This window comes from Neobacillus sp. C211, assembly GCF_051842875.1.
Classification (GTDB): domain Bacteria; phylum Bacillota; class Bacilli; order Bacillales; family Cytobacillaceae; genus Neobacillus.
In genome coordinates this window covers 15,652-41,280 of sequence record NZ_JBPXRO010000043.1, presented here as the reverse complement: position 1 = coordinate 41,280, position 25,629 = coordinate 15,652, and the positions used below count along the sequence as shown (strand labels likewise).

Sequence of the window (25,629 nt, the reverse complement as noted above, 5' to 3'; positions counted from 1 at the left end):
CAGTTAGCTCACCAAGCAAAAAGATCGCCGCAGCGATCCCCGTCTTTAACTCTTGCACCCGATAGTTTAAGTTATCATGAACGAAACTAGCTCCTTACTCGTAACACCGTAGGTTAATTTGGTTACACTGTTTACTGATAAAAACAAACCAAATCAGAGCTACATTACGGAAGAAGCTAGTTATTATGCAGGATACCATAAAATATGTAGGTTTAGACGTTTCAAAAGAAAAAATTGCCGTTGCCATTGCAGATGAAGGTCGTGATGAGCCAAGGTATTGGGGAATGATTCCTAACACTCCGGAATCCATTAGAAAGTTAGTAAAAAAGCTTGGAGAAAAAGAGAATCTTCGAGTGTGCTATGAAGCTGGACTCAACTGGCTATGGTTTACATCGACTTTTTCTTACCCTAGGAATAGAGTGTGAAGTAATCGCACCATCTTTAATCCCTAAAAACCAGGTGAGGGTATTAAAACCGCTGTAGGGATTCGATTAAACTAGCAAAGTTATTTTCGCGCCGGCGAATTAACCCCTGTTTATGTGCCAACAGAAGATGACGAAGCCCTTCGGGATTTAGTTCGGGCTCGTGAAGATGCTAAAGAAGATGAATTAAGAGCCAAACATCGATTATCTAAATTCCTTTTACGGAATGATATTCACCCTCCTTTCAAAGGAAAAAAGTGGACTCGTAGATATCGTGAATGGTTAAACACTCTAAAGTTTGAACGTTCCGCATCCAAAGTAGTTTTTCAAGAGTATCTGTACCATCTACAAGAAATTGAGCAAAGGGTAAAACGATTTGAGGAAGAAATAAAATTACAATCAACCGAAGGTTACCATGCGCCAATGATTCAAGCACTACAATCATTAAGAGGAATAGCTACGATTACAGCTACTAGTCTTGTGGCTGAGATTGGATCATTTAAAAGATTTGCAACTCCCAAAAAATTAATGGCTTACGTTGGGTTAATTCCAAGTGAAAGTTCTAGTGGTGAAACCAGAAGGCAAGGTAAAATTACCAAAACAGGCAATCGTCATGTTCGTAGGTTGCTCGTAGAAGCAGCTTGGAGTTATCGATTTCCACCTGCTATAAAGGGAGATTTAAAGAAAAGACTAGAAGGACAATTGCCTAATGTTCAAATGATCTCATAGAAAGCTCAAAATCGCCTTCATAAAAAATATTTTCGTTTATTATCACGTGGAAAAGCATTTGGAAGGCATTAACAGCCATTGCAAGAGAATTAGCAGGATTTATCTGGGCAGTAACTCAAGAAATTGAAAATAGCTCCATGGCAAAGTAATAGTTTCGAATAAAATAAATATCAATTTTGTTTAGAAGTCGGAGCCTAGGGCTCGGAGGCAAAGGTAAAAACCGGTAAGGAGAAACCACGAATTGTACTTGTGATATGCCCAAGTAGGCTAACTCACGTTTTAAGTTAGTGGAAGCTCCTTTATACGGAAAGATAAAATGTGAAAACCCACGAATATCAGAATGCTAACCGCAGTTGAGATTTTTGCCTTCGTACCGTGTGCTTAACTTTTTATATCAATATGAAAGGAGAAATTTATCATTCTCAGCTTTAAAAAGTATCTCAATCTCCAAATTGGCTGTCAAGGAAAGCACTTGACAGCCAATTTGGAGATTGAGGAGCAGTCAGCAAGCTGAGAAGGAGATCCCCTAGCCTTAAAAGGCTGAATCACAACTAATAAGCAAAGAAGCCGAAAAACGCTTCTCTTCTTAGAGTTGCCCAAAAACCGAACCAAAATCAATTTGTGTAGGGAGCATTGACAGTTTCGTTCATATCAGTACAATGTTTCACAAACAGTTATTCACATGGATTTCAAAACAAAAATAACCGAATGCCAAGTCTTCATCAGTAAGCTCCAAGTCAATCTTCGCAGATTCAAATAAACGAGGTAAAATCATATCTAAAAACTTACGGTATCCTTCGAGTAAGGATTTATAAGTTTTGGGTTCATTGTATCTGCACAAGGGGGTAAGAATTTTCCCTGTTTCAAATTCATCGGATGTTACAGTATTAGCATCCCTTCCTAGATTTTCTAAAATATGAAATTCCTCATCTTGGACGGTAAACTGTTCCCTACATTCCAAATAGAACATATATTCATCAAATTCACGTTGTAATTTAACCTTTTCATTTAAATAAAATGGTGTGATTCTGATGTATTCGGTTGTAACTTTGGAACTAATAATTTTATTCAAAAGTAAGTACAAATCTGAAATGGTTGGGTAGATACTGTACTTCCCATTACGATAAGAGGTAAATTCATTGACAATTTCATTGATTGTGCCTTCCCTTTTTTCCAACATACAAAGAATCACCTTTTTGTTTGCAAATTTGTAACGCCAATTAAGACAAAAGGAGATTGCCTTTATACCAATTATTCTTAAACTACTCTGCCCCGTTAATGCAATAAAAAAAGGGATAGCCGTAGCCATCCATTCTTTAACTCTTGCACCCTTTATTTTAAGTGTATTACTTCACAATCTGACTGAATTCATAAATAAGGCTGTTTTCGCATACATTGTTGATGACTTTGTGATATTGACTAGTTCTCCCCCTTTGACTGTACGAGTCAATCAAAAAGGAGTGTTTTAATGTCTAATTCATCTCAAATTAACAACTTTAATTTGTTTAAAGAAAATACTGTTAGTTCTCATGACGGGACAACGATAGGTTACAGAAGTGTGGGAAAGGGACCTGGAATTCTCATTATACATGGAGCTCTTAGTGATTCAGAAGATTATACCCAGTTGGCGAATAATCTTGCCCAATACTTTTCGGTGCATATCATGGATCGGAGGGGACGGGGAATGAGTGGAGCACAAGGGAAGAATTACGGGATAAACAAAGAACTTGAGGATGTTCAGGCAGTTCGTAATGAAACAAATGCGAATTTTATCGTTGGACATAGCTACGGAGGATTGGTCGCGCTCGAAGTTGCACGCCAAGAACGTACAGTTGAGAAATTAGCTCTCTATGAACCCGGTGTATTTATTGACCCTCAGCAATGGCAATGGTTGTCCGATTATGAAGTTGCCATAAAACGTAATGATTATAGAGAGGCTTTCGCACATTTTGTCAGAGGTATCGGTCACACACCGCAACTAACAAAGTTGCCAAAATGGTATGTGAAATTTATATTAAAAATAATGATACGCGGACAACATTGGGATAAAAAAGTATCCATGCTTCCAGAAAATTTAAATGAACATCGAGAAGTGCAACGATTTTCGGGGACATATGGTAATTACCGAAGCTTAGAAGTTGATACACTTTTGATGGTGGGTGGCAAAAGTTCTCCCTTCATAAAACAAATGATTCAAGAATTGGGAAGAACCATTTCAGAATGTCGAACTTTGACAATTCCTAATACAGATCACTTCGGATTGGATAACGATCATTGTCCTAAAGATGTAGCAAGTCATCTTCGTTCATTTTTTGCATATGAATAAGGAGGATTAAATTTTTATAACGATGAAAGTAGACGGCAGTAAATCTATTGGGCAAAATTATGAAAGGGTTAAAAAACAGTTAACACTATTTTAATAAATATCATATCTTATATCTCCATCATGAAAGTAAAAATAGTATTAATGGAAGAGGCGAAATAACTTTTCCTTTTTCAATTATTTCGTAGTATGGGTCAAAAACGGTATTAAAAAGACAGGGATTTTCATTCCGCTTCTTCCACTAACCTGCTCCTTTAGTTGAAGAAGAAATAAAAAAATGAGCTACCGTAGCAACTTATTAAGATCTTCAACTCTTGCACCCGTTTGTTTAAGTGTAATGTTCACAATATCGGCTTTTATCTATACTTATTATAGGAACACTGCCTTGATAGTACCAAAGGAAAACTAAACAAAACAAGCATTGAACCATTCTGGATCAACGCCCCCAAGTCTTAAGATTTTCTTTTTTCAATAAGGTTGTGATTTTTTAAGTTAGCAATAACTATTCCAATAATAAAACTATATCAACTTAAGAATGTTATTACAATTTCGACAAACTCTTTTGGATATTGAAATAAGGAACCGTGTCCTGCATGGTCAAATATTTTTAACTTACTATCAGCAATTCTATTTGCCAAGTCATATGAATTTTCTGTTGGAACCATGCGATCATGATTTCCATTTATTATTAGTGTTGGCTGAACAATTTTGGATAGATCCGCAGGCTTGTCTTTTCCCCATTTATTGATTGCATCTAATTGCATTCTATACGCTCTCAAACTGATTGTTTTATCTCGATGTTTTTTCCTTTTTTTTATTTGAATTAGAAATTCTTTAGCCTTTTTCTTACCATTCTTTGTGTTTGGGAAAAACAGATAGGTCTTTACGTCTTTGAAAGTCAATATTGCACGGACAAAATCAAGATTAGTAATATGCGTGACATTGGAAATACCTTTTCCGCCTCGAGGTCCCGTACCAACTAATACCAGCTTTCTAACTAAGCTTGGTTCCTTTAAGATTAATTCTTGAGCAATCATTCCTCCCATTGACAAAGCTATCAAATCTATCTTTAAAAATCCTAGTAGTTTAATAAATGTGATTGCATCGTTTGCCATTTGAGGAATGTTGTTTGGTACTTTACCATTGGATAGCCCTACCCCTGTGTTATCAAATGCGATGACCCAATGGCTTTTGGCAAGACCATCGATAATCCTAGGATCCCAATTATCAAGATTAGCTGAAAGATGTGTCAATAAAATAATTGGGATTCCTTTTTTTTCTCCTAATTCTCTATAAGCATACCGTTTACCATTCTGATGCTGAATGAATAAGTTAGGTGCGTCAATGTAAGAATAATGAATTGACATTGCTACTTCCACTCCTACTTAGCTTTAAAATTTAATAACTACTTTTCCTTTTGTCTTTCCTTTTACTACTAAATTCAACGCATCATTAATGTCATAAATTGTAAAATTAGTAGGGTCTATGGCTGGAACAATATTGTTTTCTTCAATGATTTTTGTAATTTTTTCTAATTGTTTTCCATCAGCTCTTACGAAAATGAAGCGATATTGAACACCTTTTTTCTTTGCTTTCTTATCAAATTTCGAGCCAACTAATCCAAAAATAATTTGCTTCCATTTAGGAAAACCTTTATCTATTGCAAACTGTTTATTTGGTGCAGTACGAAGACTTAGTAACCGACCACCTGGTTTTATAATGGATAACTCCCGTTCGAATTCATCAGCACCTAGAGTATCGATTACAAAATCAACTTCGTCTAGTATTTCCCAATAATTTTCCTTTGTATAATCAATATATTGATCTGCACCAGCATTCAACGTTCTCTCTTTAGCGGAAGGACTACCAGAAACAATAACCTTTAATCCCATTGCTTTAGCTAAAGGAACAGCCATTTGGCCAAAACTTCCTGATCCTCCTGGAATAAACACTGTTTGTCCCTTTTTTGCTTCTAACTCTTCTATTAAGCCTTGATATGCCGTCAAACCAGTTAAAGGTGCACCAGCTCCAGTAACGAAATCTAAATTTTTCGGCAAATGCCATATGGATCTAGCATCAACTGCAACATATTCTGCAAATGCCCCAATTTTTTCAATAGGGAGTCTTGTATAAATAGGATCTCCAACCTTAAACCCACAGTCATGATTACCCACTTTTTCGACAATCCCTGTTAGTTCATTTCCTAATACAAGAGGCATATCATAGTCTTGTATTAATTTTACACTTCCTGTAATATTTAATATTTCAAGTGGATTTATTGCAGCAACTTTTACCTTTACCAGTACTTCATTATCTTTAATACTTGGTATAGGGATATCAACAATCTGTGCTTCAATGTTTTTCGAGTATTTTTGTATTTGAGCAGCTTTCATATTCTTAATCTCCTTTTAAAAAAACCACCAACTCTTACATTGATGGTTTTTTCTCATTCGTTTATTTCATTCATTGATAGTCTAGTCTGTGTATCCTAAAGCACCATTATTAACCTAAAATGTTTTGTCGATGCCGTTAACTGTTAAACCTTGCCTGTTTTATTCTTTTAAGAACGGATAATCTGTATACCCTTCTGCTCCTCCTGCATAAATGGTATTTCTATCAGGCGTATTTAGTGGGGCATTCAATTTCAATCGCTCAACAAAATCTGGGTTGGCAATCATCCAAGTCCCTACAGTTATAACGTCCGCAAGTTCATTATCCAAGTCTACCGTAAGTTGGTCTAAAATACGTCCTGCTCGGTTAACAAGCAGTGCTTGTGACCAAAGTTGACGGATATCTTGTAATAATGATTCGTTTCCGAAGTGCATGATGTGTAGATATGCAAGATTGAGCTTATCTAACTCGCTGATTAAATAACGGTACATTTCACTACTTGTTTCTCCCTCTTCTATTCCATTTAGTGTTCCTTGAGGAGAGAAGCGTATGCCCGTTCGTTCTGGACCAATCTCATCAACAACTGCTTTTGCTACTTCAATGGCAAATCGCGAGCGATTTTCAATCGTTCCACCGTACGCATCCTGACGTTGATTAGCATTTTCACTTAAGAACTGTTGAATAATGTAACCATTTGCTCCGTGGATTTCAACCCCATCTGCACCAGCTTCTACCGCTGCTCGTGCTGCTATGCGAAACTCATTTATAACGTCCTTTATTTCTTCTTCACTCAACGCTCTAGGTGCAGGAATCTCCTTCATACCTTGTGCTGTAAATATTTCTGTATTAGGCGCAATAGCAGAAGGCGCAACAGCTTGACGGTGATGAGGCGTATTGTCAGGATGTGATACACGGCCTACATGCATAAGTTGAACAAAGATTCTTCCTCCTTCGTTATGCACTTTTGATGTAACCTTTTTCCACCCCTCAATGTGTGATTCTGTATAAATACCAGGTGTATTAGAATACCCCTGACCATCATCTGAGGGTTGAGTGCCTTCACTTATTATTAAACCAACAGATGCACGTTGGCCGTAATACTCTGCTGCCAAATCACTAGGTGTGCCATCTGGCAGTGCTCTACTCCTTGTCATTGGTGCCATACCTAAACGGTTTTTTAGTTCTATGTTTCCAATTTTGACTGATTCAAATAACTTGCTCATATAACTTCCTCCTTTTTAATCGTTATCAATTTTTTATAAAGATGTTGAATTCAGGAACGAATTGACGTTCTCAGCAAATAGTTCTGGAAATTGGAATAGGTGTCCGTGACCAGAATCAGGATATATAATGAGTTGTGCTTTTGGTAAGTGCTCAGCTAAAATATAACTATTTTTGGTTGGAACCATAACATCGTTATTACCATTTGTCACAAGCACAGGGTGTTTAATGTTCTGTAACCAATTGTAATCATTATTGGATTTTGGTTGAGACCACTTTCCCAAAGCCTTTAATTGGGCTTGTTGTACTTGGTCAGAACTTTCAACCTTTTTCTGATTGATAATTCTTTGTAAAGATGCCATTCCCGCATATTTACTTGTTTCAGTTGAACGGTAGAAGAAAAACATGAAGTCATCCAAAGCTTTCTCTGCATTCCCACCGTGTCGATTCATTCTTTCAAATATTTCTAGCTCAGGATTAATTCCAGACTCAGGTCCAGTACCTGCCATGATGATTCGTCTAATCAAATTCCCTTCTTGTAATGCCAATTCTTGTGCAACCATTCCACCAATTGAAAAACCGAGAATATCGACTTGATCTAAACCAAGTGCTTTTATAAATTTCCCTGCATCTTGTGCCATCTCAGCAATCGTAGCAGGTGTTTGTCCTTTCGTCTCACCAACCCCTTTGTTATCAAATAGGATAACTGGACGTTCCTTCGCTATTGGACCAACCATATTAGGATCCCAATTTTCCATAGTTCCTCTAAAGTGAACTAGAAATACTACTGGTATACCATCTTGTGTACCAAATTTTCTATATGCGTAACGAGTTCCATCTGCTTCAATAAATTCTGATTCTGTTGGTATTTTAAAGTTTGTCATTTTTGTGTTCCTCCTTAGAAATTAAAAAACGATTTTATAAGATGCATAGTATGGATTATGATGGTTTGTTTCATACTAATTTTAGAATGAACGTTCTAAAAAAGGTAAAAAAAGAAAGCTAGTCTAACACTGAAAGTGCTAGAGTGATGATGCCTTCTAATTCTTTTTTATTGTAATTAGTTTTTATTAGTACTCTTATACCTACCAAATTGTTGTGTAAGAAACGAGATGTGTTATCAGAATCGATTTCTTTTGATAGCTCTCCACTAGTTTGGCCCCGTTTTATAAGGTTATTAAACATATCTTCAGTACGGTTAAACATTTTTGTAACTATGCGTCCAATTTCTTTGTCCAACAAAGATAATTCAATGGCTGCATTTACTGATAGACAACCTTTTGGGTATTGTTCAATGGAATTCAGTATGAAAATAAAAACATCACGTATCGCCTGTTTAATGGATGAAGTGCTGCTAATTATGCTTTCCATCTCATTGACGATGAGCTCTTCATAGTGATTAAGGGAAGCTAAAAACAATGAACGCTTGTCACCAAATGTGTCATATATACTCCTGCGGTGTATCCCCATATGATCCACCAAATCTTGCATGGATGTTTTTTCATAACCCTGTTCCCAGAAAAGCTCCATTGCTTTTCTTAATACTGCTTTTTCGTCAAACTCTTTACTTCTAGCCATTTTATTTCTCCTTAAAAAAATCCATGAACCAATACTAACAAGAACAAACGTCATAATCTATTATAGAATGAACGTTCTAAAATAAACACATGAATTTCAAACCATGATTAAATACTACCCTTTTTAGAATGATTAGTAAAGAATTATAACTAACCAATAATTCCCAACACATTTGCTACATATCACAATGTTATCCATTAACTTCCACTAAAGGGTACCGCCAAACATTTCTTATATTCGTTTAGTTTCTTCAGGATTGTTTTCTTCCACTGTTTCAATTAATGGATCAAACTCTTCTACAGATGCACTCATACCAAATAAACAAGAAACAGCAATTAGAAAAAACCATCTGAGCCCTTACTCAACCAAACTGCCCCTTTAGTTGCATAAGAACCTGAAAGAAGAAGAGAAAAATTAAGACAAGAAGAATTAAAGGAAATCCTTCTAGCAGCGTTCACGGTGGAGGTCTTGCTGATTTAGTTGGTAGCTTAGGTTGGAAAGGTACGGGAATTCTTATTCTTGTAATCATAATCGGCTTTATTTTTGTATCACTCTTCTGTTTCTTTATCTTCCCCCATTTGAACCCCCCACTAATTAAGCAACCAGTCCTTTTAAATTTTACCACAAACAACCATTATCCTTGTTGAACTATCCTGCCCCGATAGTTTAAGTACATCATTTCACAATCTTTCTTCGCAAAAAGAAAAAAGGCGACCTCCTTTTTGAAGAATCGCACCCGTTAATTGAACAAGGCAGCGCTTGCAATTTGTTTGCTCTATCATTTAAATAAGGTAATGACTTTATTCCTCTATAATTTTAACAAACCTTCGTAATCTTTTTTGTACATCCATTTGAAGCCATAAGCAGTTTTCGTTTTGCCACTACAAGCCATAGAAATTCCACTACCTTTTTTTCCAATCTCATCAGTAGCATCTTTTAAGCTAGAATATTCATTGATGAAATTACCGTCTAAATCTATTTGAACGACACTTCTTTTTACATTGTTTTTTATTTCATAAAAAGTTGGTGTATAATTATTTGCTTCATATTCATCTTTGTACACCCATCTAAAACCACCAGCATGATTACGTTTGCCTTTGCAAACGCTTGATATATGAGAATTATTGATGCCTAAGTTTTCTTGAACTTGAGTCATGCTTTCCCAAAGTTTAATAAATTCTCCACCCAAAGTTAATTGAACAATTCCCCTCGCGGTTTTTTTGCCAGCGGCACTTGCGCTTAATTTTCTCTCTTCTTTCGGATCATAATCGCACCAACCTAAATCCTTTCCTCGTTTTAAATATCTATTAACTGTTTCTCTTGATAATTTAATAATCTTAGCAATTTCCTTCGCTTTGTTTCCTTGATTCCATAACTCACATGCAACTTTCACTAAGCTTTTTTGGGTCAGCTCATCACATTTTAACCAATCGATTTTTTCAAGGTTAAACATAGTTGCCAAACGACTAGACATAATGCTATTTTTGATGTGCTCCATTTCTGATTTCGAACAATTTAATTCCACATAACGATCTTTTTTAATACCGTTTTTTATTGCAAGTTTTTTTTTCAATTTGTCATTTTCTTTTTCTTCTTCCACTGTTCTACCGCCAGCAGTTTCAAAACTTTTGTTATTATGTTGCCCCCCATGAGTTTCAATGATTATACACTGTTCAGGAATATCTGATGGGATGTAAAAATCGTATTTCTTATTTCCACTTAACTTTGGATTGTCATGTGGTATGTTTTCAGACCATTTGAATGTTTTTTGATATTTAAAATTAACGCCTAATTGTTTTAAGAAATTTAAAACAAACTTTTCAGGATAGCTTACTTTATCGCCACATTCTGGACATGAAAACTCTCTCTCTTTTTTAGTTACATTGTTAACTATCATTGGCTTTTCAAAGCCACAGTCTCCACATATAAAATCTTCATTTTTATTTCTTCCGGCAGTGATTTCATAACCGCGTTGTGGACCTTTTAACAATTTAGCTATGTGAGGATGTGTCGTCCATAAATCATTAAATCCTTTTAACACTTTTTGCCCTGCGCAATAAGGACAGTTAGATTTTAGACGTGTTCTTTGATAAATCCTCGCTTGATATTCGTGTTTATATTTAGGACATTCCCAAATATATTTTTCATGATTTGCATAAGAAATTTCTTTTGGAGTTTTATCATTCTTATCACTAAATTCTGAAATCAAATATTCTTGTCCATTTTTTAAAGCACAGTATTCAAATGAATCTTCATATTCTACATTTTCTTTTCGAACATTTCCGCTATAAGCTTGTGCACAATTAAAACATCTATCTTTTCCATCGGTTCTTTCTCTGGCAACAGATATATTTGCGAAAATTTGATTAGGAATATGTTTTCCACACTCATCACAAATTTTAGTTAGCTTTATATGTGATTTTTTTGGTAATTCTTCAATTTTAACGAGTATTTTCGTCCCGTTCGGAACTCGAATAATTCCTCTTTTATCTTTAACTTTGGGTATCTCATATCCTAGTTTTTCATAATGCTTCACATTACTTGGATTTAAAAAAATCTCAACTTCTTTTTCCAGTATAGCCAATCTTTTTTTCTCCTTATCTTTACATACGGTCGTGGTTTCACACTATTTATTTTAATTATACAGCACACACTATTCCACAACTTTCGCTAATCTGCTTCGTTAGTGGAACAAAAAGAGCTGCCTTAATTACAGCTCCGTTCATGCTCTAACACTCGATAGTTTAATATCTCTACTTAGTCTTTATCAGCAGAAGAACAAATTAAATAATATCCCGATTAGATCTTCTTCTTTTATGTTTCCACTCCATAATATTTACTACAATAAGAAAAATAAAACCTAGTGCAGATAGTGAACTAAGAGTAAACCTAGGTATATCAGAAAACATAATAAGTCTCCTCATTAAGATTGGAACAAGAAAAACAGCTAAACCAATAATTTTTAACAGCATATAAGTAACCTTTGTATTCAATTTCGCTCCCCCTAAAAATTGCCCAATACCTATTAAATTCTATTTAAATTACCTAAATCCTTGTTCAACTATCCTGCTTCGTTAGTTGAAGATTACATGCTCCAGTAACCATATAAACAGGATTGATAAAATAAAAGTTGGTATTAATAGTAAAATCTTAATTCGCAACCTAATAGTGTCAACAAAAAAGAAACGGATTTTTCACCCGCTTCTTATCGAAAATTTTGTTCAATGAATTTTTGTTCTTCTTCGGGTGTCAACAACTGTGTCGCAACTCCGATTGTCCCGTTTTGAAGAGAAAGAATTTCGTTGTGTGCTTCGACCGCATTTTCGAAATTCCCTTCGTTCCATTCGTCCAAGATTCGTAAATAAACGTCTTCGTAAACATAATCCGTTTCGTCTATTGTTTTAAGCAATTCGTCAATTCTTCCGGGCGTCATTTCGGTCGACCCGTCCTTCATATCTGCAGCAACTTTTTGGTGCGTCATACGGTGAACAATCCATTGGAATTCGTCTTCGGTAGGAACGTAAATGCCTTCAGTGATTTTCGCTTCAAGTTCGGCTTCGTTTTCTATATCCGTGTCAAGCGAAGTTTCGGTTCCCACCTTTTCTTTCCAGTCACTAGTTATAGCCTGATATATTAGCACACCGACGACAATGACCCCCAATACCCCAACAATCGAAACACCAATAAAAAGTCTGTTCAAAAATTTTTCCATTTACCCAATCGCCCCTTTTATACTTATCACAATTTTTTATTCTTATGAATACGGACTTTAAATCATATCGTTTCAAAATACGTGTCAAGCAAAGATTCTTTTTCAACTACGACATGACGAAGGTCTTCCGCAAGTTCGGCAATTTCCTATTGTGCCCCACGTCCTTTTCTACGTTTTGAATAGAAATAACGATTGAATCCATTAAAACAAAAATGCAGGGAATTACTCCCTGCATTTCTTGTAACATTTTAAAGGAAATTTCATAAACGTAATTGTTTATCGTTCGCACGCATAATTGTCATGATCCCTGTCCATTTTAGACTGGTAAGCAGGGTGGGTGGACGGAACTCCGTTAGGATAGACTGTTCTTAGTTCCGTACAATTTGCAAATGAAGTTTCCGTGGTTTGAACAGGCTTTGCTGCAGCCGCCTGCTGCTGTTTCTTTTGTGCCTCAGCTTGTGCTTTGGCTTTTGCCTCCGCTTCTGCCTGTGCTTTCGCCTCAGCCTCTTGCTTGGCTTTTAATTCAGCTTCTTCTTTTGCCTTTTGTTCTGCTTCTTGTTTGGCTTTTAATTCAGCTTCTTCTTTTGCCTTTTGTTCTGCTTCTTGCTTGGCCTTTAATTCAGCTTCTTCTTTTGCCTTTTGTTCTGCTTCTTGTTTGGCTTTTAATTCAGCTTCTTCTTTTGCCTTTTGTTTAGCAATTGCCGCTGCTTTCGATTTTGCATTCTTTTCGGCTTGGTCAGCCACTTTTTTCTTTACATCCGTTGCTTCTACTTTTGTTTCATTTTTGTCATTTGGAATCATAGCGGCACTTCCGAGCCATACCACCATAGCTCCTACCATCATCAGAAACTGCTTCTTTGCTTTTCCGTTTCTTCTAAATAATGAGATGATCGCCATGACCAGGAACACAAGAAACAGGATGAACCCTAAAGAAAATAAAATCATAGCAACTGAAATTCCTGAAGCAAACAACCATATGATAATGCCGACTATCATCAAAAGGAAATTCATTTTGGCTTTTGGATTTCCTTTCCTTATTCCATTAATCCCGGATACAAGAAAAAATGCCGTAATGATAAATCCTACCCAGCTAAAATATGTTGCCAAATTAATACCCCCCATTTTCTATTTATGTAAAGTTATTTGAACATCTCCTATACTTGTATCCTTTCAACCGGTGCAAATCCTTTAGTTTTTCGGAAATTCATTTTATGTTCGAAGTTAACCATGGAATCTGAGCAATCAATCGTATCAAAATTTAATCGGTTCAGCGTAGCCCTATCAATTTTAACTGATAATTCTACGATATTTTCATGATACCCAGTAGACGTATTCAATTGAGAATCCAAAGCGTGAATAATGATTATATCTAACGGCAAGATAGCGAACATATCCCTTGCTATTCTAAGGGTACAGCTGCAGACGTAATCCTGTTGAATATCGTAATATTTGGAGATAGGCATACTTTTGACGGAAACCTTACCTGTACTGGTTAGAGTTTTCATTTCTGTCGGAACAACATTTTTGGTTTGTACATCAAATTCCACTTCCATGGTATGGGATTCTTCAAGAAAAAACTCAAACCCGCTTCCAAACTCACTTAAATCATCTAAAGGGGCAAATTCCTTTATCACTTCAAAATAAGTATCTAAATCCCCATTCAATACCTTCATTGCGGTTTCTGTCAATGAACTCCATTCCTGATATTCTTCTTCGTCTTTCTTTCGGGCTTCTAAGACTTTATTTCGAAGCTCCTCCACACGCTTTTCTTCTTGGTTAAAGACCCTAGCTACAAAACCAGGTCTATAATTTTGAATTTCAAGCAGTGCTTCCTGTTCTAAAGGTCCAGGGTGCCCTTTTAAGAATGGGGGTTCAGTATTTTTAATGTCATGCCAATCTACAAAATCATCGCACTCTTTATGAATAGATTTAATCATTTCCAGCCTATTTTCAAATAACTCAACTTCTAAGCGATTTCGTTGCAACTCTTGTAACTTTTCACTTTCTTTTTGCAATCGGTTCAATTCCAATTGTCGCTGATAAGAAGCGGTCCTATAGTTCCCTCGACTACGGCTGCTCCCACCGGAGGCGGAGGTGTAGGAAAGGCCAGTTCCAGGCAAAGAAACTGTAGTTCTTCTTTGACCTCTTGAGTTCACAGAGTACCTCAATCCTTTGACGCCTACACTTGCCCCAACCCCTCGACTACTTACGTTTAAACGAACTCCTGGGGCTATTTTAAAGCTTTTTCTAAACCCAAAACCCATATGGTTTCCTCCTTATTCGAATTCTCCTCAGGTTACTGAAGGGCTGATTTTTTTATCTATATTTGTCTTTCCTTTTCAGCATTCCGCTTTTTCTAAATCCGCCCCCCTTGATCAATAAGGCTAATACTATGGCACCGGCACCGACACAGCCAGTCACCTTTACACTCTTACTATTATTTTCCAACTATAATTGTATCATGGCATAGGACTTTAGCTACATCATTTTGAATAAAAAAATAGAGAGAAATACAATCATTATGACTGTACTTCTCTCATCGATTAAAGAGCATTATGATTTGTTAAGCATCAGATGCCGTTGGGTCCACAAATGAAAACTCAATTTTATTATTGAATGCACCCTGCAATTCCTTTTTCTCTACAAAAGCACCATTTGTTTTAGCAATGTATTCCGAAGCTTTTAACCGATCTTTCAAATCCGCATTTTCATCCTTCATAATCACCGTCCAAAACCGCTTTGTTTCCGTTAAATCCGCAATAAATTCCACATCCAAATGTTCATTCTTGCTCCTTAATATACGCTAAAACTTTAGCATTTCTTAGCAGGCGGCTTGCGTTTACCTCTGCAGCATTTCCTTCGGCTTCGTATCCGGCTCTTTTATAACTTTCGGCAGCATTACCTGTCTCAATATAATAATCAGCAAATTTCTTTTGCTTGATATTTAGATTGTTCATTACTCACACCGCCCATATAATTATTAATAGAACAAACGTTCCTAAATTAATTATAACATAGCCGAACCACTGGAGGTAATCAATTATTTACTTAGGGTTGCTACAATTGTTTATAAGTTCATTTAGAATTCTCTTCTCTATTCTCCTTTTTCCTGTTATTCCTTTTTCTAAAAGGCTGTCTATAAAACTTGATAAAACTTCGTTATCCAAATGGTTACTATATATTTCTATAAGCTCTCGCTTATACTTCCTAATTTTAGAATTTGCTGTATGATAAGCAATTTTACAACTACTGGTAGATGCAATGGTTCAAGGAGGATTCTTCATAACGGAAACAATCCATGTAAAGATCTTTCACAACCATGTGATCACACCTCGATTTAAGATTTTTTTCGGCTAAATATAGGTTATACAATGGTAGGACTCGATTCCTTCTGGTCCTCAAACCTTCCTGTATGCTCGTTGTAATTGACAGCGATGCTTCCAACTGGACCATTCCGGTTTTTCGAGACGATAATTTCAAGGGAATGATTGTCCGTTTCCTTGTCATAATACGCTTCACGATATAAGAACAAAATGACATCGGCATCCTGCTCCACACTGCCCGATTCTCGAATATCAGACATCATCGGCCGTTTATTGGCTCTTGATTCCACCGAACGATTGAGCTGCGCCAAACAAATGACGGGGCAATCAAAATCTTTCGCCATCGTTTTAAGGGATTTGGAGATTTCCGTTACTTGTAAATGGGAATTGCCTCCATAAAATTGACCTGAATGGATCAGTGTTAAGTAATCGATAAAAAGGATCGGCTTCTTATATGGAAATTGACTCATCATCTTTCGCGTTTTCGCTCTCATTTCGGCAATGGTTTGTCCGGCCCCATCAAAAATTTGCATATGGGTTTCCGTGAGATCACCAATCACATCCGACCATTTATTCTTTTGATTTTCAGTTAGCATTCTTTTCGGATCCCGCATTTTTGCACGGTTAAAGCCCCCGGTCGAAGCCATTAATCGGGAGGTTATCAGCTTTTCAGGCATTTCTAAGGAAAAGACGAGTGGCAGAAACCCAGCCCAACCCGATCATTTTGGCAAAATGAAGCATCACGTCGGTTTTTCCCATCGATGGTCTTGCTGCTAGAATCGTCACTTCCCCGCCCTGAAAGCCTCCCGTCACTTCGTCGAGCTTTTTGATACCCGTTGTTGCACTTTTCAACGATATTCGATCTTCCCAGGGTGCCTCATAGATATCTACCAATGCTTGTTGTAAGGACGTGTGATCCTCCATTTTCATTTGGTTTATTTTATCCAATTCGGCAATGACTTTCGCAATCTCCCAATCATTCATGGCTGCAAGCGTTAAGATGTTTCTCTTTTCTCGTTCCTTCCACAGATTGAGAATGAGCTTCTCCGTCCCGTCAAATTTCTCCAGATCCGCGTACCATAACAGCTCCGATAGGTAAGACATTCCACCTAAGGAATCGAGGTCTGGTAAGGTTGTCCATGTGATCAAATCAATATTCTTACCGGCCCGTTTTAACTCCACCATTCTTCGCATGATTTCTTTATGCCGTGTACTTTCTAGCTGTTCAGGTTGAATGACGGTATCTTGGAGCAAGTACTCCGCCTTCATCAAGCTTCCTAAGAACGCTTTTTCTGCGATACTCATCCCTCTTCACCTGCCGTAAGGTCAAGTTTAAATCCACCTGGAATCGCTCTTCCGGCAGGAAACGATGCGGTTGATTGCCTATGCTTTGGTGTGGAATTTTGACTCTCATAATAGGAATCAATTTCTTCTACGGTCAGTAAGGAGTCATTTACCCAGTTTTTCAGAATCCCAACCACATAACTCAGCCTTCGCTTGTTATTGGCACAGGCAATATTCATCGCTTTTAAAATCACCTCTTTCGGCTGTAAAAAGCTAGAATCATCTAACCAAACTAACAGCTGCTCTTTCGCATTCATGTTCGAAAAACCAAATCCATTGTTGTCCCAAAACTCAATAATTTCTTTTACATCTACATCTTTTTGATTATTTTCTGTGTCTGGATTTTTCTCTATATTTGGATTAAAAGCTTCTTGTTGTTGTTTTTCTTTTTTATTATCTTTTTTATTTTCTTCTTCTTTTTGCCTCCTTCTCGTCTCACGATGCGTCAACGTATCGTCAAGCTCTCCACATTCAGGTTCTAGATATGTATCATTTTCATCTTGGCTGCTAACTTCCTTGCCGAAAACCAGCTCTTCTTGTTCACAAAATGATTCAAATAGACTGCGAATTTCCTGTTTTTGAATCGCCTTCGAAACATATTGAATCAGTGTGAGATCCTCCACATCCTTTAACTCGGAAGATATACAATCCATGAACGGTTTCCCGCCTTTATCCAGGTTATATTTCCCCCAGTTCTTGATCGCCAGTTCTCTCGTTTCAGGATTGTAACGAATCAGCTTGTGATGCACGATGAATCGTTCCATTAACGAGTGAACACTCTCAATTGAATAACCCAAATCAAAAGCCATTTGTTTTTTGGTAATCTTATAGATTCCTATTTGAGTCGTTTGTGGATTCGTAAGAAGATAAAGACAGAAGAATTTGTCCTCTGGAGTCATCTCCTCTGAAACAAGCGGATTCTTCCAAAAATCAGTACGTACCATTCTAAACTTTGCCATCTTCAACCACTACCTTTCTCCTAAAAAATTCCTTCATACTTGATATATAAATAAATGAAGAAAATGGTCATATGTTTTTCAATAATATGTGAATACTTTATGACACCTTTTCATCACCTTGTCCTTTGCGAGGGATTTAGGTGAAAGCCCGCATCCTTTGCACTTCTACGATATCGAGATTGGCAGGGTAAAGCGAATCTCCAATTTTCAAATTTGAGGGCTTTTTTTGAGCGTAAACATCAAAAAACGCCTTCAAATTTGATTTTTGAAGGCGTTTTTTGCATTTTCGAGTGATTTTTTAGGTTATTTTTGTGTGAAGGCGTTTATCGTATTGAATCATACCTATGAAAGTATTACTTCCAATGTCCTTTTATATTCTTGGAAATTCCTAAAATGGGTCATCGTTATCGCAATGATTTTGAGTTTTATTTTGATGCAGAAGTTATGCCCTCAGTATGAGATTGCCCTTTTTGTTTTCCCCTTATCTGCTTTTCGACTTCAAAAAGGCCGCATAGTTTGCCGCCACTTCAGACGGGGCCGTGAGGGATCTCTCATAGACTTTCCGGAAGCTTCTTTCGTACGCCCTTACAAAAAACCTCTGCCCGAGTATCCGTCGGGCCGCCTGTTCCGCCGTCAATTCCGGGTGGGCATAAAGGTATGAGTAGAATTTCTTCCCGGAAGAAAAGAGAGATACACCTGCCGGAGAAGCCCTATTTTCATGAGGGGCAGGACGATTTCCTTCTTGTTTTCCATGAAACAGCCGGGATTGTGGCATTTGCTGCCAGGCACGGGAAATCCGGAAATAATGTAATTATGGGGTGGAGCAACAGCTGACAATCAAATAGAAGGTGCTCATTTTGAAGACGGTAAGGGGCTTCCATTTTTGATAGATATGGTTACATTTGTACCTGAGGAATTATAAAATCATCGAAAATTCCTTATAAATCTTAGAACAGTGATTAGGTAACACTCACAGTGCCTCGCCCATTTGGATTGAAGGCACTTTTTTTGTGATGTAATAATAGCGTTTTAAAATAAGTCCATTTAATACGAACCTTGTGAAAAATTATACTTAAACTATAGGATGCCAAAGTTGAAGATCTAGCTGCCATTTTAGGTGTTTTTTCTTATTCAATTTAAGTAAGAAGGTTTGGTGTAGAAGGATAAATTATGTAGAAATTAAACCAGGGGAATCCATAGGCGAAAAGGTGTGGTGTCGATGTTTAATCGTGGGTTAGCAATATTTATCCTTGTTCTAGGAATAATCATTATTGTTAACGTAAGTATGCAACCATTCTTTAGCTAAACTTTCTGATATAATAGTAGACAAAATAATTTCTTTAAAGAGTGATTCAATTGGCTGCTAAATTTTTATCTAATAATGAAGTTACCGGTAACTTGAGGAAAACCTATCTTATCTATGCTGTGGCTGTTATTTTTTTAGGGGTTGCTTCTCGAAACTACAGTCCATATCTGCCTTTATTTCTAGCGGAGAATGCCGGTGATGCACTGTGGGCTATGATGGTCTATTTTGGCTTTCGCTTCCTGCTTGCAAGGAAGCACATCCTCCAAAGCATTTTGTTCAGTTTATTGTTTAGCTTTAGTATTGAATTTTCTCAATTGTATCAGGCAGACTGGATCAATCAGATTCGCAGTACTTGGTTCGGTGCAATGGTGTTAGGCAAGGGCTTTCTAACGGTGGATCTTATTCGCTATACGGTGGGGATTCTTTTAGCCTCTTTCTTAGATCAGTTAATCTTCAGACACCAACATAAGAAAAGCCTCTAGAAATAAAAAAACGACAAGTGCATCGTACTTGTCGTTTTTTTAACGATTGATTACCTTACAAGTAGATTGGGGCATCTTCTTTTCATAAAGGGAGTGTATACCACTAAAACATCTCACAGGTTTCCCCTGATGGACACTGGCTTGCGGATTACATTTACAGTCGACTTATGGACAGTTTCCTTGTTCGTTCCTCCATCAAGTATGTTCGTTGGACCTTGGCGTCCGATCATTCTACCGTCCTTGGTGGAAAGGGAGTCACCCGCTGGACGAAGGAGGAAGAATTTCCAAAGCTACCTACATCTCCCCACCAAAGGTGGCCACCGTCTGTCTGTCAGGACCAAACTCCTGACCATCCCATTTCAATACAGTTTGTACATATCCCAGACTATCCGCATTGTACCTGCCAGCTATCCTTTGATACGCTTCGAGTTCATATCTATTATCCCTGTTAAAATCAATCGGGTATAAACCAGACAAGGGATTCACCCACCCATTAATAGGAGCCTTTAATATACCTTGGGGGTTATAGATTTCCGATAAATATTCCTTCCCCTTATTAGTAAGGTCAAGAATATACTTTTCTCTGAGATGATAACTGATTACCTTTGCTTTGTATTGATTTTCATATGTTACATCGTACTTATAGGAATCATTGAATGCATCTGAATCAAATATTTGCCTTATTTGACCGTTCATATAAGAAAAGATATACGCATAAACCGTGCCAGCGCTTCCTCCGGTGTCAATAACCACTAAAATATCTTCCCCCTTGTTTCCTGTCAAATCACCTAGAAAAAGTGTGGGGTTGTATCCTGAGTTATTTTTAAAATGGATGTGATCATAGTGATGTGTTCTCCCATTTTGGACAACCAAAATGATATCTTTCCAAAATGGACTATCAGGAGTTTTATATGCCGTAAGATAAACATTATCCTTTATCCCGTCTCCATCAATATCACCCCTCTTTACTGTTACGATGGCTGGACTATTAGTATATATCTGTCTTGAATCAGCTGATTGCAGTCCCGCCCGTATTTCAAAAAGCTTATACTTTGAAGGATTAGGATTGGGAAAGGACAAAGCCATATCAATTGTTTGCAGTGCTTCATTTGTTAATCCGGCTCTTGCCTGCGTTTTAGCCAAACAGTACCAATAATAGGGATGATTCGTTTCACGTATTTTTGTGTAATAGTGATGCAACTCTTTATTAAAATTATTAGTGTCCATTGCAACCCACCTGTCTTATGATTCTCCATATAGATTTATGTACGAATTCACAGGAGCATTCCAAGATCCGTTCAACATGGATTATCGTCTTATAGGTTCCATCTTTTTTCCATATTAAAAAAGCAGGTACCTGAGCTATTATCACCCATTACCTGCTTTTTCCGTGAAGTTCCTCTAGATCTCAGTTTTATCACCCAACAGGTCTATAGGATAATAGTCTCCACCGTTCTCTAGCAGTGGAGTTTCTACCGCTACACCTAAATTTTTTAGTAGTTTAGCTTACAAATACAACTTAAGTGTTCTTATAATGAAGTTCGTATTCCAACCTTTTTCTTGTGGTGGAAAAGAAGGAACTCATAATAGGATAAGAATAAAGAAATAACGAGCAAATAGGTGGGGAAAGATTAATATGCAGTTTTTTTGGTGTAACACAAAAAGAAATGAGAATTAGTAAAGTGATGGATGAGATGATGGTTATATTCATAAACTTAACAAGTTATGGGATAAATCAAAAATATTCCATAAAATAATAAGCCACATAATGGAAAATACCCAAGCTAGCAGTGATTTAGTATGATGGATCCACAAAATAACAGCGCATTGAAAAAATACATTTTGTAACCACCCAACAATTTTTCTTCATTATTATCATAATTTCTAAAGTGAAAGGGATTAATCAAAGAAGATTTAAATAGTGACATAAGCAGTGGGGAATTAAAAAAGGCTGAAAAATTGAAACATCCTATTCACTTTCACTTGATACGTTCTAAAAGGACGTAGAGGCCAACACAAATGTAATAAAAAAATCTCAAGTTTCATTATCGTACAATCATTTCTTACATTCTCCAATATCATATATTAGTATTTTGAAAAGGTGGTGATTTAAAAGTGACGGATCGAAATGGGAAGAAATCCTCAGCGGCCTATGGATATGTTACTCTGGTAGGTATGGAGCCTATACTAATAAAATCAAATGAGAATATCCAATTTAACGAACATGGCTCATTAAAAAATATAAGATTTTCCCGGCATGATGGTACTTTAACTGTTTTAAAATCGGGAGACTATAAGATTGAATATACTTTACTAATCGATGGTCCTGCTTCAACTTCGGTATATGGTATTTTCTTGAATCATTCTTTGGTTCCTAATCATCTAACCAACTTTGGGATAACAAGGCAAGTGAATAATGCTACGCTAATGCTTGTAGGACAAGCAATTATCCATATTCCCAAAAAGGCCTCCATTGAGCTTAGAAATATAGGAGCTGCTACAGACACCCTATTACCTATTTTACAGAACAGAAGTATAAATGCTGCATCATTATCGATTGTGAAACTTAGTTGATAAAGATGTCTTGCAAATGAAAAATAAAAGGGACCACACCATTTTGGTGTGGTCCCTTGCTTAATGTGCAATTCTCTATGTGTTTTACATGGAAAATGGATTTGACGTTAAAAGTTCCCTGCATTTTTAATGATAGGATTTTCGCTCTTCGTCCTTAATTTTCTTATATCAAGACGAATGAGGAGTGAAACGGCTAGAGCTATTTGTGTGAAGGCGTTTATCTTTCTTAGGGAAGAAAGTAGCAGGATTTATGTAAATGATCATTTTCAAAAAAATAATCTCTAGTACACTAACCTATTCCGTAAAACCCCCATCCAATCTTCTTTTTCAAGTAATTGTAATGATTGATTCGTTCCAATGAAAAGCCATCCCTTCATATTAATACCCTATTGTTAATATATTTTTCTTTAAACGATGTAGATGACTGATGCAGTATATCTAAATAGAAACCGACGATAAACTCAGGTGAATAACGCACACCATGTGTGAACCAGGCACCAATAATCGTCATTAAAGTTGTTGCCAAATAGTTACTATATATATTTTTATCAACATTTACTCGACCCGAAAGTTCTTCGACAAAAAAGTCTGACATAGCGTTAAACATATAATCAAAAAATCCTGGTACTGCTTTTGAGCTGTACATCAACTTTAAGAGTTCGCGATTTTCATATAAGTAATCAAAGACCGTTGCAATCGGAAGATCTCGTCCAATTACTGCACGTGCATTTTGAGGCCCATTTCTAAATGCTTGAATCATCCCCGTAGTTAGGCCATCACGTAAAGAATGAAATAAATCCTCTTTGTCTGCGAAATTTAAATAAAAAGACGAACGATTATAACCAGATATCTCCAAAATATCTTGAATACGGATCATTTTATATTCTTTTATCATTAGCTGTTTAATCAATGCTATTTGAAACGCTTTCTTTGCCCCCCTTACTTTTACATCTACCGCAGCGTTTTCTTTCCGAAACTTAAAGCGCCAGTCCTTCGTAAATATTTTATGCACGGGTATCTCCATAATTTTAATAAATTGTTCCGTCACATATTCAGGACTTGGATGCTCTTGCTGATGTATCCAAAAGAGGGATATGCCTAGCCAAGTAGATGACACAAAATCAAGTTGAAACGTTTTTAAAAGTGGATCATTTTCAACGGACGGTAATGGCTTCACAATATGCTGAGCTATGTACTTCCGGTATATTTCAAATAGGCGAAGTCGGAAACCTGCAATTTTATGCTCACCTAAGATCACACTAAAGAAGTAACGATTATCGTAAATATATGAAAATAAGGGTATAAGCAGTTCAATTCTTTGCATTCGTGAATGGTTTTTTGCAATATCTTCTAAAACGGTATTAAGTTCTTGTAATTTAATCTCCAATAAGTCTTCCAATAATTCATCTTTATGTTGGTAATGATTGTAAAACGTTCCCCGATTATAGCCAGATACTTGACAGATCTCTGTAATTTTAATGAGCGGAAATGGTTTTTCAGCCATCAATATAATTAACGCTTGCATTAATCCTTCTTTTGCATGTGGTAATTTTCGAGCCAATGTCAATCCTCCCATCGATTCTATGTATGCTTAAACAAAAAAGGCCATCTTCCTTTCTCTATTGAGAAACATCGATGACCATACTACCTTTATCATACCAAAATCAAATCGGAATTGGAAATTGAAAATTGGAAATATTTAAAAAAATTTAAATATTACTTTCGAGGTTTATTTCACAAGCAAATGCAATCATATCTTCTTCTCCTTGCTTGACGAATTTTCCTTTCACACGTTGCCCAAATAACGAATTTTCAAGCGGTAGTGGTACCTCTACTAAACGCCCAAAGATTTTTGGACCGCAATCTAGTTCAATTAAGGCAGCAATATATGGAAGGTAAGGCATTAAGCTAGGCTCACCACAGCGTTCTACAACGGAGTAAGTAATGATTTTACCTGTTGTTTCTACTTCTTCGTATCTTAATTCTCCAAAATCATGTGGACAAAAGGCGCGTGGATAAAATACAAATTGCTCACAGTTTTTACAACGTTGGAGGAGTAATTTATGCTCCTTTATTCCATCCCAAAATGGCTGTGCTTCTTCATACATTAGCGATTCCCCCTTAAAATCAAGACACATTCATTCGAGAAATATCCGCCATTCGATGTTGTTATTCCATATTCCACATCCGCTATTTGACGTATGCCTGATTTTCCCATAAGCTGCCTGACGACTTCTACAATATTTACCATTCCGCCAGCATCACCAGGCTGTCCGGCAGACAGTTGCCCACCACTTGTATTTACAGGAAAATCACCTTTGAAAGTTAAATCATGTTCCTCAACAAAGTTTCCTCCTTGCCCTTTTTGACAGAATCCTAAGTCTTCGAGCATGAGCATAACCGCAATGGTATAGCAGTCATAGAGCCCACAAATTTGAATTTGTTCCGGACCAATCCCTGCCATCTTATAGGCAATGTCTCCTGCCTTTTTTACACCTGTCACTAATCCATTCGTAAACATTTCTGACTCTGTGTATAAAAAGTGACTGTTATAAAATCCAGCCCCATCAATAGCGACTGGTGTTTTTGTTATACTTTTAGCATCATCATTCGATGTTACAATAAATGCAACAGCTCCGTCACAAGGATAAACAATTTCCATTATATGAATGGGTTCAGCAATGATTGGTGATGTAAACACATCCTCCAAATTCAGTTTCTTATCTTTAAAGAGTGCGTTGTCGAAATGATTAGCATTAAACCGTTGATCAACAGCGATTTTAGCTCGCTGTTCATTCGTTGATTGATATAAGTGCTGATGTAAATTAGCCGCCATCGCATAGCTAGGTGTGGCTTCAGCGCTTATAAACTTTTGCTGGTACGCACCACCTAAAATTTGCGGTCCGTTCGATTGAACTTTTAAGAAGTTTTTATCACTACCGACAACAAGAATCCGCTTTGCTGCTTTTGCTGCAATGGCTTCAGCAGCTTGTTTTAATGCCGTACCTCCAGAAGCGCCGTAAACGGCTACTTCTGCACTATACGTTGGTTTCAACTCTAAATAAGAGGCAAGCACATTGTTTAAACGTGCACTGGTCGATAATGGACATAAAGTGATAATACCATCAATATCCCTAATCGATAAATTTGCATCCGCTAATGCATATTTTGTCGCTTCACTTGCAAGCTGCAAAATATTTTTTCCACTGTCTTTTTCATAGTTTGTTTCACCGATGCCGACAATTGCAGCTTTTCCTTTCATATT

At 36.8% G+C, this 25,629-nt stretch carries 25 protein-coding genes and 3 pseudogenes; 8 read left to right on the top strand and 20 right to left on the bottom strand.

Annotation, left to right across the window (positions count from 1 at the left end):
• Window positions 1–185 precede the first annotated feature (185 nt).
• Together ACSU6B_RS26480 and ACSU6B_RS26475 are read left to right on the top strand one after the other, a co-directional pair.
• Complete coding sequence (locus ACSU6B_RS26480) at window positions 186–425, top strand: hypothetical protein (protein WP_410889383.1); 240 nt, start codon at window positions 186–188, stop codon at window positions 423–425.
• Window positions 426–539: 114 nt separating this feature from the next.
• Window positions 540–1,151 (top strand): IS110 family transposase, encoded by a 612-nt coding sequence (locus tag ACSU6B_RS26475; protein WP_410889381.1) that lies wholly within the window; start codon window positions 540–542, stop codon window positions 1,149–1,151.
• Window positions 1,152–1,815: 664 nt separating this feature from the next.
• Here ACSU6B_RS26475 and ACSU6B_RS26470 read toward each other — a convergent pair.
• The gene (locus tag ACSU6B_RS26470) at window positions 1,816–2,331 is read right to left on the bottom strand and encodes a hypothetical protein (protein ID WP_410889380.1); all 516 of its coding nucleotides are present in this window, start codon (window positions 2,329–2,331) and stop codon (window positions 1,816–1,818) included.
• Between the two features lie 288 nt (window positions 2,332–2,619).
• Between ACSU6B_RS26470 and ACSU6B_RS26465 the strand changes: the two genes are divergently transcribed.
• On the top strand, window positions 2,620–3,477 hold the full coding sequence (locus ACSU6B_RS26465) for an alpha/beta fold hydrolase (protein ID WP_410889378.1): 858 nt from the start codon (window positions 2,620–2,622) through the stop codon (window positions 3,475–3,477).
• Window positions 3,478–3,998: 521 nt separating this feature from the next.
• On the opposite strand, the gene ACSU6B_RS26460 is transcribed toward ACSU6B_RS26465, so the two are convergent.
• From ACSU6B_RS26460 to ACSU6B_RS26440, 5 genes are all read right to left on the bottom strand, one after another.
• Window positions 3,999–4,841, bottom strand: a complete 843-nt coding sequence (locus ACSU6B_RS26460; RefSeq protein WP_410889376.1) for an alpha/beta fold hydrolase — start codon at window positions 4,839–4,841, stop codon at window positions 3,999–4,001.
• Between the two features lie 24 nt (window positions 4,842–4,865).
• Window positions 4,866–5,867, bottom strand: a complete 1,002-nt coding sequence (locus ACSU6B_RS26455) for an NADP-dependent oxidoreductase (RefSeq protein ID WP_410889374.1) — start codon at window positions 5,865–5,867, stop codon at window positions 4,866–4,868.
• 159 nt (window positions 5,868–6,026) lie between these two features.
• A complete protein-coding gene (locus ACSU6B_RS26450) occupies window positions 6,027–7,088 on the bottom strand; it encodes an alkene reductase (protein WP_410889372.1) in 1,062 nt (353 codons plus the stop codon).
• 33 nt (window positions 7,089–7,121) lie between these two features.
• Window positions 7,122–7,970: an alpha/beta fold hydrolase gene (locus ACSU6B_RS26445; protein WP_410889370.1), complete on the bottom strand. Its 849-nt coding sequence runs from the start codon at window positions 7,968–7,970 to the stop codon at window positions 7,122–7,124.
• 118 nt (window positions 7,971–8,088) lie between these two features.
• Window positions 8,089–8,664, bottom strand: coding sequence for a TetR/AcrR family transcriptional regulator (locus ACSU6B_RS26440; RefSeq protein WP_132097517.1), 576 nt, complete (start codon window positions 8,662–8,664; stop codon window positions 8,089–8,091).
• Between the two features lie 393 nt (window positions 8,665–9,057).
• Here ACSU6B_RS26440 and ACSU6B_RS26435 point away from each other — a divergent pair.
• A pseudogene (locus ACSU6B_RS26435) lies at window positions 9,058–9,221 on the top strand (DUF6366 family protein); the annotation flags it as partial.
• A gap of 251 nt (window positions 9,222–9,472) precedes the next feature.
• Here the strand turns inward: ACSU6B_RS26435 and ACSU6B_RS26430 are convergent.
• The 10 genes and pseudogenes from ACSU6B_RS26430 to ACSU6B_RS26385 all read right to left on the bottom strand — a co-directional run bounded on the left by ACSU6B_RS26430 (window position 9,473) and on the right by ACSU6B_RS26385 (window position 18,002).
• Window positions 9,473–11,248 carry a zinc-ribbon domain-containing protein gene (locus ACSU6B_RS26430; RefSeq protein ID WP_410889368.1) on the bottom strand — a complete coding sequence of 592 codons (1,776 nt, stop codon included), beginning with the start codon at window positions 11,246–11,248 and terminating at the stop codon, window positions 9,473–9,475.
• 199 nt (window positions 11,249–11,447) lie between these two features.
• Window positions 11,448–11,657 carry a hypothetical protein gene (locus ACSU6B_RS26425; protein ID WP_410889366.1) on the bottom strand — a complete coding sequence of 70 codons (210 nt, stop codon included), beginning with the start codon at window positions 11,655–11,657 and terminating at the stop codon, window positions 11,448–11,450.
• A 212-nt stretch (window positions 11,658–11,869) separates the two neighbouring features.
• Window positions 11,870–12,376 carry a DUF6241 domain-containing protein gene (locus ACSU6B_RS26420; protein ID WP_410889364.1) on the bottom strand — a complete coding sequence of 169 codons (507 nt, stop codon included), beginning with the start codon at window positions 12,374–12,376 and terminating at the stop codon, window positions 11,870–11,872.
• Between the two features lie 276 nt (window positions 12,377–12,652).
• Window positions 12,653–12,781, bottom strand: a pseudogene (locus ACSU6B_RS26415) (excalibur calcium-binding domain-containing protein); the annotation flags it as partial.
• Window positions 12,782–13,530: 749 nt separating this feature from the next.
• Entirely contained in the window at window positions 13,531–14,640 is a 1,110-nt protein-coding gene (locus ACSU6B_RS26410; protein ID WP_410889362.1) for a DUF4236 domain-containing protein, read from the bottom strand.
• 299 nt (window positions 14,641–14,939) lie between these two features.
• Window positions 14,940–15,152, bottom strand: coding sequence for a hypothetical protein (locus ACSU6B_RS26405; protein WP_410889360.1), 213 nt, complete (start codon window positions 15,150–15,152; stop codon window positions 14,940–14,942).
• A gap of 4 nt (window positions 15,153–15,156) precedes the next feature.
• Window positions 15,157–15,333, bottom strand: coding sequence for a terminase small subunit (locus ACSU6B_RS26400; protein WP_410889359.1), 177 nt, complete (start codon window positions 15,331–15,333; stop codon window positions 15,157–15,159).
• A gap of 407 nt (window positions 15,334–15,740) precedes the next feature.
• A complete protein-coding gene (locus ACSU6B_RS26395; protein ID WP_410889358.1) occupies window positions 15,741–16,346 on the bottom strand; it encodes a DnaB-like helicase C-terminal domain-containing protein in 606 nt (201 codons plus the stop codon).
• Window positions 16,347–16,368: 22 nt separating this feature from the next.
• Window positions 16,369–17,004 carry a DnaB-like helicase C-terminal domain-containing protein gene (locus ACSU6B_RS26390; RefSeq protein WP_410889357.1) on the bottom strand — a complete coding sequence of 212 codons (636 nt, stop codon included), beginning with the start codon at window positions 17,002–17,004 and terminating at the stop codon, window positions 16,369–16,371.
• A complete protein-coding gene (locus tag ACSU6B_RS26385) occupies window positions 17,001–18,002 on the bottom strand; it encodes a DnaD domain protein (RefSeq protein ID WP_410889389.1) in 1,002 nt (333 codons plus the stop codon). The genes ACSU6B_RS26390 and ACSU6B_RS26385 overlap by 4 nt, the downstream gene beginning before the upstream one ends.
• A gap of 657 nt (window positions 18,003–18,659) precedes the next feature.
• Between ACSU6B_RS26385 and ACSU6B_RS26380 the strand changes: the two genes are divergently transcribed.
• The 3 genes and pseudogenes from ACSU6B_RS26380 (at window position 18,660) to ACSU6B_RS26370 (ending at window position 19,790) form a co-directional block, all read left to right on the top strand.
• Window positions 18,660–18,836, top strand: coding sequence for a hypothetical protein (locus ACSU6B_RS26380; protein WP_410889355.1), 177 nt, complete (start codon window positions 18,660–18,662; stop codon window positions 18,834–18,836).
• A 7-nt stretch (window positions 18,837–18,843) separates the two neighbouring features.
• Window positions 18,844–18,918 (top strand): annotated as a pseudogene (locus ACSU6B_RS26375) (hypothetical protein); the annotation flags it as partial.
• 431 nt (window positions 18,919–19,349) lie between these two features.
• Window positions 19,350–19,790 (top strand): DUF2809 domain-containing protein, encoded by a 441-nt coding sequence (locus ACSU6B_RS26370; protein ID WP_410889354.1) that lies wholly within the window; start codon window positions 19,350–19,352, stop codon window positions 19,788–19,790.
• 294 nt (window positions 19,791–20,084) lie between these two features.
• On the opposite strand, the gene ACSU6B_RS26365 is transcribed toward ACSU6B_RS26370, so the two are convergent.
• A complete protein-coding gene (locus ACSU6B_RS26365; RefSeq protein ID WP_410889387.1) occupies window positions 20,085–20,876 on the bottom strand; it encodes a VCBS repeat-containing protein in 792 nt (263 codons plus the stop codon).
• A 1,029-nt stretch (window positions 20,877–21,905) separates the two neighbouring features.
• On the opposite strand from ACSU6B_RS26365, the gene ACSU6B_RS26360 reads away from it, so the two are divergent.
• A complete protein-coding gene (locus tag ACSU6B_RS26360) occupies window positions 21,906–22,364 on the top strand; it encodes a hypothetical protein (protein WP_410889352.1) in 459 nt (152 codons plus the stop codon).
• 373 nt (window positions 22,365–22,737) lie between these two features.
• Here ACSU6B_RS26360 and ACSU6B_RS26355 read toward each other — a convergent pair whose 3' ends face one another.
• From ACSU6B_RS26355 to ACSU6B_RS26345, 3 genes are all read right to left on the bottom strand, one after another.
• Window positions 22,738–23,925, bottom strand: coding sequence for a TetR/AcrR family transcriptional regulator (locus ACSU6B_RS26355; RefSeq protein WP_410889351.1), 1,188 nt, complete (start codon window positions 23,923–23,925; stop codon window positions 22,738–22,740).
• A 148-nt stretch (window positions 23,926–24,073) separates the two neighbouring features.
• Window positions 24,074–24,472 (bottom strand): Zn-ribbon domain-containing OB-fold protein, encoded by a 399-nt coding sequence (locus ACSU6B_RS26350; RefSeq protein ID WP_410889349.1) that lies wholly within the window; start codon window positions 24,470–24,472, stop codon window positions 24,074–24,076.
• A complete protein-coding gene (locus ACSU6B_RS26345) occupies window positions 24,472–25,626 on the bottom strand; it encodes a thiolase family protein (protein WP_410889347.1) in 1,155 nt (384 codons plus the stop codon). The genes ACSU6B_RS26350 and ACSU6B_RS26345 overlap by 1 nt, the downstream gene beginning before the upstream one ends.
• Window positions 25,627–25,629 lie beyond the last annotated feature (3 nt).